Raw genomic sequence first — 19,482 nt, forward strand, 5'->3', positions numbered from 1 at the left:
ATAATAATTATGAGGCTTTTTTTATACATAGAAATTAAACTTAAAATTTAAAAGTATATCCTAAAGAAAACTCAACTCCTGGTTGTCTTAAAGAGTATAATTTGTCTTCTGTTCTATAAGATACAAAGTCGCTTCGTCTTTCTTCATTTAAAATATTAGAAACCTTAAGATCAATTGATGAATTTTTCTTTTCACCAAACGATTTATTTAAAGTAAAATTCAAACTATTAAATGGTTTTGTATATACATCTGGCACCAACCCAACACCTACAACTTCTAGAGTTTCTCCCTGTACATTAAAGAAAAGTCCTGTTTGTAATCCTAAACCTTCATTATTATAATCTAATCCAACATTTATTAAATATGGTGCTTGCCCTTGAAGATCTCTTTCTCTATCAATTGTTTCACCATCTCGAGCAGCTAATTGTCTACTCTCATACTCATCATCAGACATCGTTAATTCCGAAGCAATTAATGATACATTTGCGTTTATTTTTAAATCATTCAAGCCTTCAGTAATAAATCCTAGACGTTGTCTAGCTTCAAACTCTACACCATATACTTGAGCATTTCCAAGATTATCAACTGTTAATTGAGTAGGCGCTTGTAAAAAGAACGATTGCTCAATTGGATCTTTAAAATCTTTGTAAAATCCACTTATAGCATACATTTGTCCGTTTTCACCAAAATACTCATATCTTAAATCAAAGTTATTAATGTACGTTGGGCTTAGATTAATGTTTCCAATAAATAATCTATTCGTAATTGGATCAAATATTTGTGCAACAGATGCTTCTTTAAATGAAGGTCTTGCTGTTGTGCGTGAATAAGATGTTCTAATGTTTGTATTATCAGTAATAGAATAAATTAAATTGGCTGAAGGAAACAAATCCCATTCGTCTAAAATAGGTTCTCTATCAAAAACCGTTTCGTTGTTTTGTCCTGTATAATACGATTTAAAATACTCACTTCTTAATCCAACAACAGCTTTAAATTTCTCGGTTACATTAAACTCTGCAGAAAGGTATGTGGCAGCAACCGATTGCTCTCCTTCATAAGCATCATTAGCATTAAACTGATCTCCAAACACTAAAAACGTTCCATTATCAGTAGTTGGATTCCAGATATTTTGAGTAGCTAATAAATTATTAATATTTCCGTCAGCAATAAATGAATCATCACCATGAATATTAAAGGTATAATCATCTATACTAAAATCTCTAAATTTATAAGTATAAGCAGTTCCAAATTTAATTTTTGCTTGTCTCCCAAACAAATCTACCGTTTTATCAAAATCTACTTTTCCTGCCCAACTTTCTTCAACTAAATTTCTCCACAATTGAATTGGAAATGTAGCTGCTGATGGACTAATAAAGAAATCGCCATTATCTGCTCTTTGTAAAGGTGTGATTTTATGACCTTTATCCATTACTTTAGAAAAAGTAGGAGATAATTTCCATTCAAAATTGAAAGGATTTTCTTTATCACTTAACCTATGTTTACCTGTTAATAATAAATTTGTTACAGAACGCTCTGTGTAAGTGATTGAGTTTTTAGTTAGTGGCTCTAAACCTCCTCCAACTCCATCTTGAGAAATAACTTGATTAAAAAATCCAGCAGTAGACTCACCATTTTGAATATGTAGTAAGTTAACTTTAAACTTTGACTTATCGGTTTTATAAGCAGCTCCAATCATTCCGTTTAAAATGACATTGTTAATCCCTTCTACACCATTAGAAATCAAAACAGAATTCAAAGCAGTATCAGAAGAATTTGCATTATCTTTTACATAAGCACCATCGTCTCTATCTTCATAAAAAGTTGTTGTGTTTTTGTATGAAAAAGAAGCTTGATAACCTATTTTATCGTCTCCAACATCGTACTGATTACCTAATGTAAAGCCAAAATCGTAATTCATTCCACTAGTTTCCTTCTTTGCTTGGAGTTCTTTTGAAAAACGATCGGTTAGAGATGTCAACAGAAGCTTGTTCTCAAATGTTCCTGGAATAACTTGATATCTATGAATTGGTAAATCTCTAGTACCATCATCGTAACCAAATATATCTGTATCACTTCCTTCTGAAGTTAAATATTTGTCATTAAAGTGCATATCAGGATTGTAACCTGCTCCAAGAGAAATAGTATATTCTGCTTTGGTTGGAAAGTCTTTGGTTACGATATCAACAATACCACCAGTAAAATCTGCAGGATACTCTGCTGATGCCGACTTTAGTACAATTACATTATCTAAAATATTAGCTGGAAATAAATCCATTTGAATGGTATTTCGATCTGGATCTAATCCAGGAATATCAATTCCATTTAAGATTGATTTTGTATATCGATCTCCTAAACCTCTTACATACACATATTTTCCTCCTTGAACAGCAACACCAGGAACGCTCTTAACAGCACTTGCCACGTTACTAGCACCTGAGCTTTTTATAGCTTGGGCAGACAATCCGTCTAGTACCACAACAGATTTTTTCTGCAAGTTTAAAACTGCATTTTCAGAATTACGCTTAACAGTTGTGCTAATAACAACTGTATCTAAAGAATTGGTATTTAAGGTAACATCAATTACAGTTACTTCGCCAGCTTTTACTTCTACATCATTAATTTCTTGAGTTGTGTAACCAACAAAAGAAAAAACTAGTGTATAAGTTCCTGAATCTAATTCTAACTCATATTTACCATCAAAATCAGAAGTAGTTCCTGTGGTTGTATTTTTTACTAAAACATTAGCAAAAGCCATAGGCTCAACAAACTCACCATCTATGACTGTTCCTGAAATTATTCCTTTTTGTGCGTGAAACACTCCAATACTTAAAAAGAATATTAATAAAAATGAGTGTAATTTATTTTTCATAATTTGTTAATTGTCTAAACTTTCTATTCGTTAATAATTTTAACGAATAGAAAGTTTGTGTTAGAGTTTTCTTGCCTTAATTGTATACTAATAGATTTTAGAATATTCTAATTAGAATCCAAATCCTCCTTTAGCATTTGAGTAAGTCCAAGATAACTCAGAAGTTGTAGCTCCTACAGTATTAGCATCAACACCTACAGTAGTTGTCCAAGCAGCAGCATCATTAGTAAATGTTGTAATGAATGGCTCATCAATATCATCATTGTTAATATCATCTTCATCGTCACAATTTTGTGCACAACCTACTTTTTCAATAAACATTGTATTGTCATCACCAGAAACTTCCCATGCTACAAATGATAATAAACCATCTAAATAATTTTGAGAAACTGCATTGTTATCTAATTCAACATCTGATGATTCTTTGAATCCTTTAGCATAAATATTTCTTGTAGTTCCTCTTGCTCTACTTCTGTAGTCTGCGTACTCACCATTACTTGTTACTGTATTTCCAATTATTGTACAATTTTGTAATGTAAAAGAACCTTCATTACCAGCTGGAGTAGATCCTTCTGGACCATCAATCTCAAATGCGTGGTCAGAAATATCACCCAATACAACAACAGCATTATCAATAAGTCCAGAATAGGCTTGGTCAATATCTAAAGCATCGTCTCCTTGAGCCCAAACTAATAAGTTAGACGCATCAACATTACCACCAAAAAATTCGATACCATCATCAACATTTGCAACCACTTCAATATTACTTATAGTTGTTCCTGCTCCAACACCTCCTAACGTTAAACCGTTAATCTCATTACCTTCTCCAATTAAAGCACCACCATGACGAATAGAGATATATTGTAAATTACCTGAACTATCATTAGGATTAGAACCACCATATAAACCAAAAGTATCTGCTGCTGGTATTCCTTCTATTTGTGCTTCAAGTATGTCGCCAGAGAATGAACATGGCGCATTACCTAGTACTAACAAACCTCCCCAAAGTCCTCTATCATTTTGATCTAAGTTTGTTCCTGCTGTCTCGCCACATGTAATATTATCTGCTGTAGATGTAAATATAATTGGTTGCTCTGCTGTTCCTTGAGCATTAATTGTTCCTCCTCTAGCTACAATTAATGCAGATGCTAAAGTTCCTGTTCCAGGAGCTCCTTTAATAATTGTACCAGGATTAATTGTTAAAGTAATTCCATTAGGTACAACTACCTTTTTATTAAGCTGATATATATTATCTGCTGTCCAAGTTTCATCTTCAGTAAGACTACCTGTCTTAATAATCACACTACCTGCACAACCTGTATCTCCTCCGCCTGAACCATTGTCATTTATAATTGTAGTTTCTTCAATAACAATTGGCGTATCATCATCTTTAAAACACCCAGTAAATACTAATGCAGAAGCTACTAAAACGATTGAAAATAATTTTTTCATGATATTCTTTTTTTTATAGTTTTTTAAGTTTAATGTATTTCTGCAAAGAAACTGTCATTGTGTAAAGTCTAGGTTAATACGAGGTTAAACCTAAATCATAAAAAAGTTATCTCAATGTTATCTAAACTTCCATTTTTTTAGACTCAGGAAACGATAATTTAACATTGATGTCCTATCTTGCAAGGGCTTAAAATTTTACTATGAATTGGGAACAACTTTTATCTCTTAAACGATTTGGCGATACAAACAAAAGGTTACGAAAAGAACAAGATGAAACACGACTAGGATTTGAAGTAGATTATGACAGAATTATATTTTCATCTGAGTTTAGGAGTCTTCAAGATAAAACTCAAGTCATTCCTTTATCTGAAACCGATTTTGTGCATACACGATTAACCCATAGTTTAGAAGTTAGTGTTGTTGGTAGATCATTAGGTAGAAAAGTTGGTTTGAAACTTCTAGAAAAATATCCGCATTTAAAAGATACACTTGGTTATCAAGCTAACGATTTTGGAACCATTGTGGCAGCTGCTGCGTTAGCACATGATATTGGTAATCCTCCTTTTGGGCATAGTGGCGAAAAATCGATTGGAGAATTTTTTAAAACTGGAAATGGAAAACAGTTTAAAGACAAGTTAACTGATAAACAATATCAGGATCTTTGTGATTTTGAAGGTAATGCAAACGGTTTCAAAATTCTAACCGAAAGCAGACAAGGAAGAGAAGGTGGCTTGCGACTTAGTTATGCTACACTTGGTGCTTTTATGAAATACCCAAAAGAATCACTTCCAAAAAAGCCAACCACACATATTGCAGATAAAAAGTATGGTTTCTTTCAAACTGAAAAAGAAGCCTTTAAAGATATTGCTAAAGAACTTGGTCTAATTAAAAGAGGTTTAGATAATGATATTAGTTTTTGCCGACATCCACTCGCATTCCTTGTTGAAGCTGCAGACGATATTTGCTACACAATTATTGACTTTGAAGATGGTATTAACCTAGGACTTATTCAAGAAGAATACGCTCTTGAATACTTGATTAATCTAGTTAGAGACACCATAAATACAGAAAAATACAATTTACTATCAACTACTCCAGATCGAGTAAGTTACTTAAGAGCTCTAGCTATAAACACTCTTATTAATGAAGCTGTAAATTTGTTTATGTCTAATGAAGAAGCTATTCTTAAAGGCACGTATTCTAAAGCGCTATTAGATCAAAGTAAGTATGAGGCTCAAATAAAAGATATTATAAAATTAAGTATTGAAAATATATATCAATCTAAAGATGTTATCGATAAAGAGATTGCAGGTTTTCAAGTTATTGATAAGCTTCTCAATGTATTTACAACTGCTGTTTCAAATAATTTTAATGATCGTTTATCTAACTTTGATAAACTAATATTGAAAGTGATTCCTAAAAACATAATCCTAAAACAAGATACACTTTACGAAAATTTACTTTCAGTATGTTTTTATATTTCAAAACTGTCAGACAGAAATGCTATTCTAACTTATAATAAGCTTAAAGGGAATCATCTGTGATTTTAAAATCCAATTCACATTTAGTGTATTTCATCGATTAAATTTGCATTTAATCTTATAAAGATATACATTGAAAAACCTTAAAACCATAAACCTACTATCATGAAAAAAAAATTACAGTTTATTGTTGTGATCTTTTTTGTGACTTTAGCTTTTTTAGTCATGTTAAATGATGTGAAAAATAACAGAAGCCCTAAGTATCAAAATTCAGTAGAATTATACCAAGTCAATAACCAAGCAGATGTGGTTGCTACAGATTTAAACGACCAAGAGTAGTATTTAAAATTTCACATATACTGGTTGCATCAATTTTTAAATTGGCTAGTAATTGCATTTTACTGCCATGATTAACAAACTCATCAGAAATACCTAACACTTGAATATTGGTCTTGTACTTATGTTTCGATGCAAACTCGAGTATAGCACTTCCAAATCCTCCAGAAACACTTCCATCTTCTAGTGTGACGATATCTGCATAAGTTTTACATATATGATGCAATAAATGCTCATCTAATGGTTTTACAAATCGCATATCATAATGGGCTACAGCTTCAGTTTTATCAATTTTTTGAAGTGCTTCGAAAACAGTATCAGACATTGTACCTATGGTTAAAACAGCTAAATCATTCCCTTCCTTTAATTGTTTTCCTTTACCTATTTCAATTTTTGAAAACGGTTGTTTCCAATCTAAAATATGACCTCGACCTCTTGGATACCTAATAGCAATTGGCAACTCTAATCCTAATTGAGCAGTATACATAATGTTACGTAGCTCTATTTCATTTCTAGGAGCACAAATAATAATATTAGGAATACATCTTAAATACGCTAAATCGAAAACTCCATGATGTGTTGCACCATCTTCACCAACTAATCCAGCTCGATCTAAACAAAATATCACTGGAAGCTTTTGTAATGCCACATCGTGAATTACTTGGTCATAAGCACGTTGTAAAAAGGTAGAATAAATGTTACAGAAAGGAATTAATCCTTGAGTAGCCATTCCAGCAGCTAAAGTTACTGCATGTTGTTCGGCAATACCAACATCAAAAGCACGATTAGGAATTTCTTCCATCATAAATTTTAAGGAGCTTCCTGTTGGCATAGCAGGTGTAATACCAACTATGCTTTTATTTTCTTTAGCCAATTCAACCAATGTATAACCAAAAACATCTTGAAACTTTGGAGGTTGTTCTTCAGTATCTTTTGTTAAAATATCTCCAGTTTCGGCATTAAATTTTCCTGGAGCATGATATTTAACCTGATCCATTTCTGCCTGTTTTAACCCCTTTCCTTTGGTAGTAATTACATGAAGAAACTTAGGACCTTTAACTGTTTTTAATCGATTTAATTCTGAAATTAAAGCAGTTAAATCATGACCATCAACTGGACCTGAGTACTCAAAATTTAAAGCTTCAAAAATATTATCTTGTTTCTCTTTTCCTTTTTTTACGTTGGTCAAATATTGTTTTAAAGCACCAACGCTAGGATCAATTCCAATAGCATTATCATTTAAAATCACAAGTAGATTTACATTAGTAACTCCTGCATGATTTAAACCTTCAAAAGCCATTCCGCTTGCAATAGATGCATCTCCAATAACAGCAATATGATGTTTATCTTCACCTTTTAACTGTGATGCGATTGCCATTCCTAAAGCTGCAGAAATTGAGGTAGATGAATGTCCAACGCCAAAGGCATCATATTCACTTTCAGAGCGTTTTGGGAATCCACTCAATCCATCAAACTGACGATTGGTATGAAATACATCTTTTCTTCCAGTAAGAATTTTATGACCATAGGCTTGATGTCCAACATCCCAAACCAATAAATCTTCTGGAGTATTAAACACATAATGCAATGCTAAGGTTAACTCAACAACTCCTAAACTCGCACCTAAATGACCTTCTTTTGTTGCAACAATGTTAATGATAAACTCACGTAACTCTTTTGCTAACTGCGGAAGTTCATTTTGATTAAGCCTTCTTAAATCTGAAGGAAGGTTGATATGGTTTAATATTTTTTTCATTCCACTACAAATGTACCATTTGAAATTGTATTTTTGATTAAGAAGCTCAAGCTTAAATGGAAAATCCTTTTGACGATATATATTTTATGAAAAAGGCCTTACAAGAGGCTGAAGATGCTTATGCAAAAGGTGAAATTCCCGTTGGAGCTGTTGTAGTCATTAACGATAGAATTATTGCTAGAGCACACAATCTTACCGAACTATTGAATGATGTTACTGCTCATGCCGAAATGCAAGCTATTACTGCTGCTGCTAATTTTTTAGGCGGAAAATATTTAACCAATTGCACGCTTTATGTTACTTTAGAACCTTGTCAAATGTGTGCTGGTGCTTTGTATTGGAGTCAAATTTCTAAGATTGTTTATGGTGCCAATGATGAGCAACGCGGATTTAAAACCTTGGGCACCAAAATACATCCTAAAACTGAAGTAATTAGTGGTGTTCTCGCTGAAGAAGCTTCGGAGTTATTAAAACGGTTTTTTATTGAAAAACGTAATTTAAACTAAACTTATAAAAAATGAATTCAATTTTTGCATCATTAATACTTCTTTTCGCTTTGAGTTGTAAACCTACAGAAAATCAAACTAAGCTAATGGAAGAAAACACCGTTTTAATTGCTAAAGGCAATCTTTATGGCTCTGGTAATGAAGGTATAGACAAAGGAAATTTAGTTATCACTAATCCAAACGATTGGAACAATTTACTAGCACAATTAGATTCTGTAAACAATGTTTCTGAAGGTTTTTCAGAAACTGAAATAGATTTTTCAAAATATACTATTATTGCTGTTTTTGATAACGTAAAAAACTCTGGAGGATATAGTTTAGATTTAAATATTACATCTAGTACTGAAGCTATTATTGTTAAGGTTATTCGGAAATCGCCTGAAGGCATGGCAACAACAGTTATGACACAACCTTATTATATTGTTAAAACTATAAAACGTGATTTACCAATCGTGTTTGAATAATCAAACAAGCGTACTTTATTAGAGATCTGTAGAGAATTTAAATGATTCTATGCTTCCGTTTTAAATCAAAAAACAAAAAAAACGCCTAACTTTCGTTAGACGTTGAAACTGTAATAAAAGTATATCTCTTAGAGAACTTGCACGTTAGCAGCAACCATCCCTTTTCTTCCTTCTTCTTCTGTGTACTCTACACTATCGCCTTCACGTAACTCAACACCATTAAGGTTTGATACGTGCACGAAAATGTCTTTTCCTGTTTCGTCGTTGGTAATGAATCCAAATCCTTTTGAATCATTGAAAAATTTAACTGTTCCAGTCATTGTAATAAAAATATATATTAATTAAGTTGCAAATGTACGTCTTTAAATCTTGACATAAGTTAATTAATCGTAATTTTTTAAATAATTGAGTATCAATTGGTTTTGTTTTCCTGATTTTTACGCATCTTATCTAGGTTCTCTTTAGTTAACATATAATCTTTAACATTTTTATCTTTCCAACGATAGTAACTAAATAAAGGAAAAACAATAAAGAAAAGAGCCAACACACCAAAACCTATTAGCTTTTGAGAATAATCAACATCTAAAAAGAAACCACAAGCAATGCTGATTATTGAAGCTATTAAAGTAATACCTGTTATTGCTTTTATAAATTTCATTTGTAATTTATGAAGTAAAGTTAATTAATTCGCGACGATAAGCTGTTAATAGCTTCGATTTAGATACAAATCCGTAATAAATTTCACCTTTAATTACTGGAAGATTCCAAGCTCCAGTATCTTGAAATTTCTTCATAACAGTTTTCATAGAATCGGTTTCATAATAAATATGTTCAGGCGGATTATGCATAAAGGTTTCAACTGTTGTGGACTCATAAAGTGTTTGATCAAACATCACATCTCTAATATTATCTAATAATATGATGCCAACCAATTGACGTTTTTCATTCACTACAGGAAATAAATTTCGGCTAGATTTAGCAACACCTTGATGCAACATTTGTCCCAAAGACATTTCAGGATATAGCACAATAAAATCTTGTTCTATCACACTATCTAATCGCATTAAGGTTAAAACCGATTGATCTTTATTATGTGTTAAAAGCGCACCTTTTTCAGCGAGTTCTTTTGTATAAATCGTATGTTCGACACCATTTTTAGTAATAATAAATGACATGGAAACCGTTATCATTAAAGGAACAAAAAGTTGGTAACCACCAGTAATTTCTGCAATTAAGAATATGGCAGTTAAAGGCGCATGCAATACTCCAGCAATCAATCCTGCCATACCAAGAAGTGTAAAATTAGATTCTGACACTTGAAATCCTAAACCTATATTATTTATAATTTTAGCAACAACATTTCCTAGAGCGCTTCCCATAACCATTGTAGGAATAATAATTCCTCCAGCTCCTCCAGCTGCAAAGGTTGTGGTCATTGCAACGGCCTTAAAGATTGTAATTCCGATTAGCAGAATAATAACCATCCAAATATTATCTAAATAGTCATCAAAAGGTGTTTGTCCGAGTGCATGTAAATGATTTCCATCTAACAAGTCATTAATAAATCCGAAACCTTCACCATACAATGGAGGAATAAAATACAGCATCACACCAATAGCTAAACCACCAACAATAAGTTTTTGTCCGCTAGTTTTAAAGCGTTCAAAAAATTTATAGACAGCAAAATAGATTTTTGAAAAATAGATGGAAGCAATTCCTGTTCCAACACCTAATATGATAAAAAACAAAGTATCTCTAAGAGCAAAAGGCGTTGATACATTAAAATCTAGAAGCACACTGTTTCCGACGAAAAAATAGGAAGTTAATACTGAAGAAACTGAAGCAATTAATAATGGTAATAAAGATGCAAACGTTAGGTCTAGACTAAAGACTTCTATCGCAAAGATAATTGCTGCAATTGGTGATTGAAAAATTGAGGATATAGCTCCTGCTGCTGCACAACCTATTAATAAAGTTCTTGTTTTTCTATCAACATGACACAACTGACTTAAATTAGAGCTTACAGCAGATGCTGAAGCAATAGCTGGACCAAGTAACCCAACAGAACCTCCAAAACCTGCAGTAATTGGAGCTGTAATTAAAGGCAAATAGATTTTACTTCGTTTGAGCAGGCCATTTTTTTTAGAAAGCGAAAATAAGATACTTGGTATGGCGTGTTCAACTTTTTGTTTAGAGAGATATTTCACAAATAAATATACAAGCCATAAGCCAATGACAGGTAAAATAAAGTAAATTCCATTTTTAGACACAATAGCAAGATGATCTAACATCCACTCAATACCATAGGTGATATTTTTGATCGTTACAGAAACCAATCCTGACAGCAAACCAATTAACATCGCTAATAAAAACACAAAGTTTTTTTGCGATATGTATTTGTATCGCAACAATAGTAAGCGTTTTATAAGGTTCTCTATTGGCATTATTACAAATCTTCTTTTAGTGCTTGCAAATCTTCAGGATAAATTTGTCTTAAGGTTTCTACATAAGGTCTGTTATTATAGTAACCTATTTCATAATCGTTAATCGCTTCATCAATTAATACTTTTGCAGCATCAACTTTATTTTGAATTTTAAAAATTTGAGCTTTGTAGTATTTAGCATCAGCACTTCTATTTCTTGAATATTGTAGTTGCTTATTAAAATTTATAAGAGCTTCTTCATATTTTTCTGTTTCGAAATAAGCGATTCCTCGATATAAAAAGGCTGTTATTTCAACCCAATCTTCACCAGACTCTTCAATTTCTGTGTTGATATACTTATCAAAATAAGCAATAGAATTATCATAATCTTTTAAGCCTAAGTACGAAATACCTCTCCAATAATCTACACTGTGACCTTGAGGTGCATCTATAAAATTAGGTGTTAAAGTATCACTAGCATTAAAGTCTTGAATAGCTTTTTTATAATCTCTATAAAACCATAGATAAAGATAACCTCTCCATGGCTGCCAATGAGTAGAATCGAGAGTAACTGCTTTGTCAAATAAAGGTTTCCATTTATGAGGAATTCCTCTTTTTAAATATGGAATAGAAAGTTCTCTCCAAGCATCTGCATTTGTAGAATCTAATGCAATTGCTTTTTCTGTATAAGTCATCATCTCTGAAGAACCTTGCATAGTTGGACTTAAAACAAAATGACCACTATTAATCATTTCGTCTGATTTTATTTTTTTTTCTTCAACAGATAGTTTTTTATCACATGAAAAAAGAAGCAGTAGAAATAATATTATGCTAAGGCAATATTTCAATAATCTTTCCATTTTCAATTCTATATAAAATATACATGTAATAATTTTTTGGCTCACCATTAATATAAAAGGTAGCCCAATGTGTTTCAAGAGCAGTTAAGTTAAGTAACTCCTTTACCATTTGATCATTTAAATCTATTTCTTCTAAATCTAGATTCAATTCATTAATTTCAAACCTACCAGCTTTTCCTTCGCAGTTGACGAGAAAACGAAAATTCAAATATCCAGAATCACTATAACTTTCACTTTTATATTCTGAAAGTATCGCATTTCTAAAATGCTTCTTACTTATTGCAAATGCTTCTTTTGGCAAGCCATGATGCGTTCCATAAATTCTTCCATTATCACAAAGTTCAAATGCTTCGTTTAAATGTGCTTTGTCAGGATTAATATATCCAATATAATTGGGATACTTTTCTAAATCTTTCTCTAATTGATCATGGAATTTAATGTAGACAAATCCAACAACAGAAATGATAATCACTCCCAAAATTCCTAAAACCCAAGCGATAATCTTTAAAATTCTTTTTGCTTTCATTAATTAAATCTACTAAAAAAATCTTGTTAAAACACACAGATGCCTTAGCAAAGATGTAAACTTAACTTTAGAAGTTATTAATCTAAATTTATGAGATACCGAAACAAGTTCGGTATGACAAAAAAGTTATGATTTTACGTTGAGTTTTAAGCTTAACTCTTTTAATTGTTCATCATCTATTGGAGCAGGTGCATCAATCATGACATCACGACCATTATTGTTTTTTGGAAACGCAATAAAATCTCTAATGGTTTCTTGACCACCAAGAATAGCAACCAATCTATCTAAACCAAAGGCTAATCCACCATGAGGAGGAGCTCCATATTGGAAGGCATCCATCAAGAATCCAAATTGTGCTTTAGCTTCTTCAGGTGTAAACCCTAAATAATCAAACATTAAGGCTTGAGTTTCCTTATCGTGAATACGAATAGATCCTCCACCTATTTCATTTCCATTAAGTACTAAATCGTAGGCATTAGCTTTTACAGCTCCTGGATTGGTTTTTAGTAATTCTATTTGTCCAGGTTTAGGTGATGTAAACGGATGATGCATTGCGTGGTAACGCTCTGTATCTTCATCCCATTCTAGAAGTGGAAAATCCATAACCCAAAGTGGTGCAAACTCGTTTGGTTTTCTTAATCCTAGTCGCTCAGCAAGTTCCATGCGTAAGGCACTTAATTGTGCTCTCACTTTATTTGTAGGTCCAGACAATACACAAATTAAATCTCCAGCTTTTGCTCCAGTAACGTCTGCCCATTTTGCTAAATCGTCTTGGTCGTAAAATTTATCTACTGAAGATTTAAAGCTTCCGTCGTCATTACATCTGCAATATACCATTCCTAAAGCACCAACTTGTGGACGCTTTACCCAATCAATCAATTTATCGATTTCTTTTCTGGTGTAAGCATTTCCTCCTGGAACTGCAATTCCAACAACCAATTCAGCAGAATTAAACACATTAAAGTCTTTGTGTTGTGCGACCTCATTTAATTCTCCGAATTCCATTCCGAAGCGAATATCAGGTTTGTCATTTCCGTAGAGACGCATTGCATCATCATAAAGCATTCTTGGAAACTTATCAACCTCAACACCATTAACTTCTTTAAGCAAATGACGTGTTAAGCCTTCAAACGCGTTTAAAATATCTTCTTGTTCTATAAATGCCATTTCGCAGTCAATCTGAGTAAACTCAGGTTGTCTGTCGGCACGCAAATCTTCATCTCTAAAACATTTTACAATCTGAAAATATTTATCCATGCCACCAACCATCAATAACTGCTTAAAAGTTTGAGGTGATTGAGGTAAGGCATAAAACTGACCTTCATTCATACGAGAAGGCACAACAAAATCTCGAGCACCTTCAGGCGTAGATTTGATTAAGTAAGGTGTTTCAACTTCTATAAAACCTTCCTTGGATAAATAATTTCGAACTTCTTGAGTGACTTTATGTCTAAAAATCAAACTCTCTTTTACAGGATTACGACGAATATCTAAGTAGCGATATTTCATACGCAATTCTTCACCTCCATCAGTTTCATCTTCAATCGTAAAAGGAGGTAATTCTGCTTCGTTTAAAATGGTTAACTCAGACACTAAAATCTCAATATCACCTGTTGGAATATTTGGGTTTTTAGAAGCACGTTCTTGTACTTGTCCTTTCACTTGAATTACAAATTCTCGTCCTAAACTTTGTGCTTTTTCGAGCAACGACTTAGAGCTTTGTTCTTCATCAAAATACAATTGGGTAATACCATAACGATCTCTTAGATCGACATAAATCATAAACCCTTTATCTCTAACGCCTTGAACCCAACCCGAAAGTGTAACCTCTGTATTTATATGTGCTGCGTTTAATTCGCCACAATGATGACTTCTATACATAATAAAAATTGAATTATACCATAGCTAATTGCTTAGGTATTTGAAGGTGCAAATTTAATGAAGTTAGCGGACTAATAAAATGAAAAAGCCATAACATTACATTATGGCTTTTTCTGCTATTAATCAAACCTTTTTAATTCCCTAAAAGGTTTAACCATATTGAGATAAACTATCTCAATAGGTATCGTTAGAATTGTGCTTCAACTCTTTTATCCTTATTAAATGTTTCTTGGGATGCAACTTCAGTTGATGAGTTTGCACGTTTAAGCCACATTTTAAATCGTGTTACTAAGAAAAATAATATTGGAACAACTATTAATGTTAAGAATGTTGCTATGAATAATCCGTAAATAACTGTCCATGCTAGTGGTCCCCAAAAAATCACGTTATCTCCACCAACATATATGTTGGCATCAAACTCACTAAACAAGGTAAAGAAGTTAATATTTAAACCTGTTGCCAAAGGAATTAATCCTAATATCGTGGTAATTGCTGTTAAAAGCACAGGGCGTAAACGTGCTTTTCCTCCTTTAATAATAGCTTCAAGCAAATCGTCTTTTTCGAGATATTGATTATCATCAAGATTGCGTTCAATTTTCTTCCGATCTACCAATAATTGTGTATAATCTAAAAGAACCACACCATTGTTTACAACAATTCCAGCTAATGAAATAATTCCCATCATGGTCATCATAATGACAAATGCTTTTCCTGTAATTATCAAGCCGCCAAATACACCTATTAAACTTAAGAAAATTGCCAACATGATAATTCCTGGTTTTGAAATGGAGTTGAATTGAAATATCAATAAAAAGAAAATCAATCCTAGTCCGATAAAAAATGCAGACATCAAGAAAGCCATTTGTTTATTTTGTTCTTCGATCTGACCTGTGTAATCGATTTTAACTCCTTTAGGAAGATCGTTAAACGATTTCATCTCATTTTGTATCTGAGAGACAATAGCACCTGCATCTGTATAACCAGCTGCCAATGCTGAATATACTGTTACTACTCGTTTTACATCCTTATGTTTAATAGCACTAAAGCCTGAAGAGTTACTTTGATTAGCCACTGCAGAAACTGGAATCTCCTTTATTTGCCCAGATGCCATATCTCTAAAGGTTATCTTTTGATTAAAAATGGCGCTTTTATTATAACGGTTGTCTTCATTAAAACGTACATAAATATCATAATCGTCTCCACCTTCTTTATAAATTCCTGCCTTAGCTCCAAAGATTGAATTACGTAATTGTTGACCTACTTGCCCTGATGACACTCCTAACTCTCCTGCTTTTTTTCTATCTACAATAACTTGCATAGAAGGTTTTGAACGATTTACATCAATTTTTAATTCTTCAATCCCTCTAATGTTTTTTGTATTGATAAAATCACGCATTAATTCTGCAGTAGCAATTAACTCTCCGTAATCTTTACCTTCTAATTCAATATTAATTGGGTATCCAGCAGGTGGACCAACAGCATCTTTTTCAACAGAAATAGCTACTCCTGGATAGATACCATCTAAATCATCTTGAACTTTTTTCAACAATTCATTACTATCTGAACCTTCACGATATTTGTACTCTCGCATGGTTGCTGTAATTTTACCACGATGTGGCATTTCGGCAGCAGAACCTCCATCTGTTTGTGGATTTCCAGCACCTTCTCCTACTTGAGACACAGCACTTTCGGTTAAGAAATTATAATCTCCATTTTTGTAAGCATCATCATTAATAATCTTATAAACACGTTGCTCTATATCTTTAGTAATTGCATTGGTTTTTTTAATATCAGTCCCTTCTGGGTATTCAATATATACGATAATTTGATTAGGTGTATTATCTGGAAAAAACTCCACTTTAGTACGTTGGCTTCCAACTGAAGCACCAAAGCCACCAAATGCAAAAATTAGTAGAATAACTGTTCCAACGGTTATGAATATTGGACGCTTTCCAGACAAGGCACCTCTTAATGTTTTTTCATATAAATTTTCCCATTTAGGTAACGTTTTCGTTTGAAAATTATTAGCCCAATTTCTAAGAAATAAGCGGTAAGCCCAAAGTAAAATTGACGTGACGACCATTAAGGTTCCTAAGCCTTTATTTTCACCTCCAAAAACCATAATTAATACTCCAATAACAGCTACAATAGAAGTTACTTTAATAATTTGTTTTATAGGCATTTCTTTATCTTCAATAGTCATATATCTTGATACTAACACCGAATTAAAAAAGATAGCTACAAACAGTGACGACCCTAAAACAACAGATAATGTAATAGGAAAATACTGCATAAACTGTCCCATAACACCAGGCCACAAACCAAGTGGAACAAAGGCAGCAACTGTTGTTAACGTTGAAATGATAATTGGAAATGCAATTTCACCAATTCCTTTTTTCGCTGCTTCAATACGACTCATGCCTTCCTTTTCCATAAGTCGATACACGTTTTCAACGACAACGATACCATTATCTACGAGCATTCCTAGTCCCATAATCAATCCAAAAAGAATCATAGTGTTCATTGTATAACCCATAAGATTCAAAATCATTAATGACATGAACATTGACATTGGAATTGCAAAACCTACAAAAAGTGCATTCTTAAAACCTAAGAAAAACATTAACACTGTTACAACAAGAATAATCCCGAAAATGATATTATTAACTAAATCATCAACTTGACCAATTGTTTTTTCAGATTGATCGTTAGCTATAGTTATTTTCAAATCAGGAGGAAAAGTATCTGCTTTAGCAGCATCAACAATAGCTCTAATTTTTTCTGCTGCTGCTACCATGTTTTCTCCTGCTCGTTTTTTTACATCAAGCATTACAACAGGTGCTCCTAACTCTCTAGCATAGGTTGTTTTGTCTTCATCTTTAAAGGTGACCTTAGCAATATCTTTTAAATAAATTGAATTGCCTTGCTCACTCTTAACAACGAAATTTTCTAACTCTTTAGGATCTTCAATTTCTCCTAAAATTCGAATGGTACGTCGTTGTCCGCTTGAAATTAAATTTCCAGCAGACATCGTCATGTTTTCATTATTAATGGTATTAATAATATCATTAAAACTTACTTGAGCTGCCATCATTTGATAGATGTCTACTGCAACTTCTACTTCTTTTTCTTGAGCACCTCTAATATCTACTTGTTTGATTTCTAATAGTCCTTCAATCTCATCTTCGAGAAATTCTCCATACTCTTTAAGTTTGTCAACAGGATAATCTCCAGAGATATTAATATTTAAAATTGGAATTTCTTCAGACATACTTAGGTCAAACACATTGGGTTCAACTTTGGCTCCATTAAAAGTTGGCCAGTCCTCACTTGCTGTTTCTGAATCTACTTCATCTTTTACTTTTTGTTTAGCAGCTTCTACAGTAATATTCTCATCAAATTCTACAATAACTATAGAATAATCTTCTTGAGACGTTGATGTAATCTCAACAACATTACTTACAGTTTTTAATTTATCTTCAATAGGATCTGTTATTAACTTCTCTACATCTTCAGCTGTATTTCCTGGATAAATGGAACTGATATATATCTTGGTTTCCTTAATTTCAGGAAAATTTTCACGAGGCATACTAAAATAAGCGCCTGTTCCTAAAATAAGAATCAAGGTAATAAGCACATACATTGTGGTCTTATTATTTATTGCCCAAGACGATAAAATAAATTCTTTATCTACTTTTTTCTTTTTTTCTTTCATTTGATTCTTAAATTAATTTGTAGATTGATTAGAATCCATCATAAGAATTTTTACTTCTTGACCATCTTTAACACTACGTGCACCTTCCTGTACTATTTCATCAGCACTATTTAAACCTGAAAGCACTTCAATATTATCTCCTTGTGTTTTTCCTGTAGTAATGATGGTTCGTTTAGCTGTTGCTAGGCTATCTTTTTTATTGGCAATCGTATATACATATTGCTCTCCTTCGGCATTTTCTGAAATGATACTTAACGGAATTAAAATTGCATTCTCATTAGTGTAATCATTGATTTTTAACTTAGCGGTTAGGTTAGGTTTGATATTTTTTTCTTTATTTGAAATTGCAACTTCAACTTTAAACGTTCGGTTTGCTGGATTGATAAAACTTCCTGCTTGACGAATTTTAGCATCTAAAGTGGTTCCTAAAACTGGAAAATTCACTTGTACTGTTTTACCTTCTGTTACACTAGTAATATAACTTTCAGGTACATCTGTTTCGATATACATATCGTCTAGATTAACTATTCGAAATAATGCTGTTTGACCAGGAGCCACAACACTTCCTTGTTCGGTAATTACATCATCAATAGTTCCTGTAAAAGGTGCTTTAATAATTGTTTTTCCTATTTGTTGCTGCAATTGATTTACTGCTTTTTGTTGAGATTCGTAGGTTGATTTTGCTTGTAAATATTGTATTTCACTACCTATACTTTGTTCCCAAAGACGTTTTTGGCGTTCAAAAGTTGTCTTTGCTAAATCGGCTTGAATTTGCAACTGAGCAACTTGCTGACTTAAACCTCCATCATCTATTTTGGCTAAAGTTTGACCTTTTGTAACTTTCTGACCTTCCTTAACATATACATTTGTTAGAATGCCTGAATACTCTGGATAAATCACTAAATTTTTCTTAGTATCTACATTACCCTGAAGTTCAACATAGTGAATAAACTTACTAGCCTTAGCTGGAAAAGTGGTAATTAAAGGAATCTTCTCCTGAGGATCTAACTCTTTAATCTTTACGCTTAATTGCTTTAATTGATTTTCTAATTCTAATTGTTGATTATCAAGTTCTGCTTTCTTTTTTCTAATTTGCTCTAAGTTGTTTGAAGCGATAACCTCTTCGACACTTGTATTTTTATCGCCTCCACAAGAGACCATAAGAAAAGCTATAATTAATACTGTTATAATGTGTTTCATTGATAGTGTTTTT

Annotated in this window: 15 protein-coding genes; 4 read left to right on the forward strand and 11 right to left on the reverse strand. The window is 32.6% G+C overall.

The features are described 5' to 3' along the window. Positions 1–40 precede the first annotated feature (40 nt). Both ACP15M_RS05340 and ACP15M_RS05345 read right to left on the reverse strand, forming a co-directional pair. Positions 41–2,869, reverse strand: a complete 2,829-nt coding sequence (locus ACP15M_RS05340; protein ID WP_425076153.1) for a TonB-dependent receptor domain-containing protein — start codon at positions 2,867–2,869, stop codon at positions 41–43. Positions 2,870–2,980: 111 nt separating this feature from the next. After that, complete coding sequence (locus ACP15M_RS05345) at positions 2,981–4,321, reverse strand: hypothetical protein (protein ID WP_425076154.1); 1,341 nt, start codon at positions 4,319–4,321, stop codon at positions 2,981–2,983. A gap of 200 nt (positions 4,322–4,521) precedes the next feature. Between ACP15M_RS05345 and ACP15M_RS05350 the strand changes: the two genes are divergently transcribed. Then, positions 4,522–5,865, forward strand: coding sequence for a deoxyguanosinetriphosphate triphosphohydrolase (locus ACP15M_RS05350; protein WP_425076155.1), 1,344 nt, complete (start codon positions 4,522–4,524; stop codon positions 5,863–5,865). A gap of 102 nt (positions 5,866–5,967) precedes the next feature. Then, positions 5,968–6,141 carry a hypothetical protein gene (locus ACP15M_RS05355; protein WP_425076156.1) on the forward strand — a complete coding sequence of 58 codons (174 nt, stop codon included), beginning with the start codon at positions 5,968–5,970 and terminating at the stop codon, positions 6,139–6,141. Here ACP15M_RS05355 and dxs read toward each other — a convergent pair. Further along, on the reverse strand, positions 6,116–7,894 hold the full coding sequence (dxs, locus tag ACP15M_RS05360; protein WP_425076157.1) for a 1-deoxy-D-xylulose-5-phosphate synthase: 1,779 nt from the start codon (positions 7,892–7,894) through the stop codon (positions 6,116–6,118). The two genes, ACP15M_RS05355 and dxs, sit on opposite strands and share 26 nt — an antisense overlap. Before the next feature lie 56 nt (positions 7,895–7,950). Here dxs and ACP15M_RS05365 point away from each other — a divergent pair, with 56 nt between their 5' ends. Then, positions 7,951–8,400 (forward strand): nucleoside deaminase, encoded by a 450-nt coding sequence (locus tag ACP15M_RS05365; protein ID WP_425076158.1) that lies wholly within the window; start codon positions 7,951–7,953, stop codon positions 8,398–8,400. 11 nt (positions 8,401–8,411) lie between these two features. Continuing rightward, positions 8,412–8,864: a protease complex subunit PrcB family protein gene (locus ACP15M_RS05370; protein ID WP_425076159.1), complete on the forward strand. Its 453-nt coding sequence runs from the start codon at positions 8,412–8,414 to the stop codon at positions 8,862–8,864. Between the two features lie 128 nt (positions 8,865–8,992). Here ACP15M_RS05370 and ACP15M_RS05375 read toward each other — a convergent pair whose 3' ends face one another. The 8 genes from ACP15M_RS05375 to ACP15M_RS05410 form a co-directional block, all read right to left on the reverse strand. Next, entirely contained in the window at positions 8,993–9,184 is a 192-nt protein-coding gene (locus tag ACP15M_RS05375; protein WP_129760902.1) for a cold-shock protein, read from the reverse strand. Between the two features lie 92 nt (positions 9,185–9,276). Further along, positions 9,277–9,522: a hypothetical protein gene (locus ACP15M_RS05380; protein ID WP_425076160.1), complete on the reverse strand. Its 246-nt coding sequence runs from the start codon at positions 9,520–9,522 to the stop codon at positions 9,277–9,279. A gap of 7 nt (positions 9,523–9,529) precedes the next feature. Continuing rightward, on the reverse strand, positions 9,530–11,308 hold the full coding sequence (locus ACP15M_RS05385; protein ID WP_425076161.1) for a chloride channel protein: 1,779 nt from the start codon (positions 11,306–11,308) through the stop codon (positions 9,530–9,532). 2 nt (positions 11,309–11,310) lie between these two features. After that, entirely contained in the window at positions 11,311–12,039 is a 729-nt protein-coding gene (locus ACP15M_RS05390) for a tetratricopeptide repeat protein (RefSeq protein ID WP_425076162.1), read from the reverse strand. 79 nt (positions 12,040–12,118) lie between these two features. Next, positions 12,119–12,673, reverse strand: a complete 555-nt coding sequence (locus ACP15M_RS05395) for a hypothetical protein (protein ID WP_425076163.1) — start codon at positions 12,671–12,673, stop codon at positions 12,119–12,121. A gap of 126 nt (positions 12,674–12,799) precedes the next feature. Further along, on the reverse strand, positions 12,800–14,554 hold the full coding sequence (aspS, locus tag ACP15M_RS05400; RefSeq protein WP_425076164.1) for an aspartate--tRNA ligase: 1,755 nt from the start codon (positions 14,552–14,554) through the stop codon (positions 12,800–12,802). Positions 14,555–14,741: 187 nt separating this feature from the next. After that, complete coding sequence (locus ACP15M_RS05405) at positions 14,742–18,269, reverse strand: efflux RND transporter permease subunit (protein WP_425076165.1); 3,528 nt, start codon at positions 18,267–18,269, stop codon at positions 14,742–14,744. 12 nt (positions 18,270–18,281) lie between these two features. After that, on the reverse strand, positions 18,282–19,469 hold the full coding sequence (locus ACP15M_RS05410) for an efflux RND transporter periplasmic adaptor subunit (RefSeq protein ID WP_425076166.1): 1,188 nt from the start codon (positions 19,467–19,469) through the stop codon (positions 18,282–18,284). Positions 19,470–19,482 lie beyond the last annotated feature (13 nt).

Source organism: Psychroserpens sp. S379A (genome assembly GCF_049800755.1).
Classification (GTDB): domain Bacteria; phylum Bacteroidota; class Bacteroidia; order Flavobacteriales; family Flavobacteriaceae; genus Psychroserpens.

What these genes read in the sequence shown, in the direction of transcription:
- ACP15M_RS05340 (WP_425076153.1), bottom strand. Translation starts at nt 2,869, where the DNA reads ATGAAAAATAAATTACACTCATTTTTATTAATATTCTTTTTAAGTATT.
- ACP15M_RS05345 (WP_425076154.1), bottom strand. Translation starts at nt 4,321, where the DNA reads ATGAAAAAATTATTTTCAATCGTTTTAGTAGCTTCTGCATTAGTATTT.
- ACP15M_RS05350 (WP_425076155.1), top strand. Translation starts at nt 4,522, where the DNA reads ATGAATTGGGAACAACTTTTATCTCTTAAACGATTTGGCGATACAAAC.
- ACP15M_RS05355 (WP_425076156.1), top strand. Translation starts at nt 5,968, where the DNA reads ATGAAAAAAAAATTACAGTTTATTGTTGTGATCTTTTTTGTGACTTTA.
- dxs (WP_425076157.1), bottom strand. Translation starts at nt 7,894, where the DNA reads ATGAAAAAAATATTAAACCATATCAACCTTCCTTCAGATTTAAGAAGG.
- ACP15M_RS05365 (WP_425076158.1), top strand. Translation starts at nt 7,951, where the DNA reads ATGGAAAATCCTTTTGACGATATATATTTTATGAAAAAGGCCTTACAA.
- ACP15M_RS05370 (WP_425076159.1), top strand. Translation starts at nt 8,412, where the DNA reads ATGAATTCAATTTTTGCATCATTAATACTTCTTTTCGCTTTGAGTTGT.
- ACP15M_RS05375 (WP_129760902.1), bottom strand. Translation starts at nt 9,184, where the DNA reads ATGACTGGAACAGTTAAATTTTTCAATGATTCAAAAGGATTTGGATTC.
- ACP15M_RS05380 (WP_425076160.1), bottom strand. Translation starts at nt 9,522, where the DNA reads ATGAAATTTATAAAAGCAATAACAGGTATTACTTTAATAGCTTCAATA.
- ACP15M_RS05385 (WP_425076161.1), bottom strand. Translation starts at nt 11,308, where the DNA reads ATGCCAATAGAGAACCTTATAAAACGCTTACTATTGTTGCGATACAAA.
- ACP15M_RS05390 (WP_425076162.1), bottom strand. Translation starts at nt 12,039, where the DNA reads ATGATTAATAGTGGTCATTTTGTTTTAAGTCCAACTATGCAAGGTTCT.
- ACP15M_RS05395 (WP_425076163.1), bottom strand. Translation starts at nt 12,673, where the DNA reads ATGAAAGCAAAAAGAATTTTAAAGATTATCGCTTGGGTTTTAGGAATT.
- aspS (WP_425076164.1), bottom strand. Translation starts at nt 14,554, where the DNA reads ATGTATAGAAGTCATCATTGTGGCGAATTAAACGCAGCACATATAAAT.
- ACP15M_RS05405 (WP_425076165.1), bottom strand. Translation starts at nt 18,269, where the DNA reads ATGAAAGAAAAAAAGAAAAAAGTAGATAAAGAATTTATTTTATCGTCT.
- ACP15M_RS05410 (WP_425076166.1), bottom strand. Translation starts at nt 19,469, where the DNA reads ATGAAACACATTATAACAGTATTAATTATAGCTTTTCTTATGGTCTCT.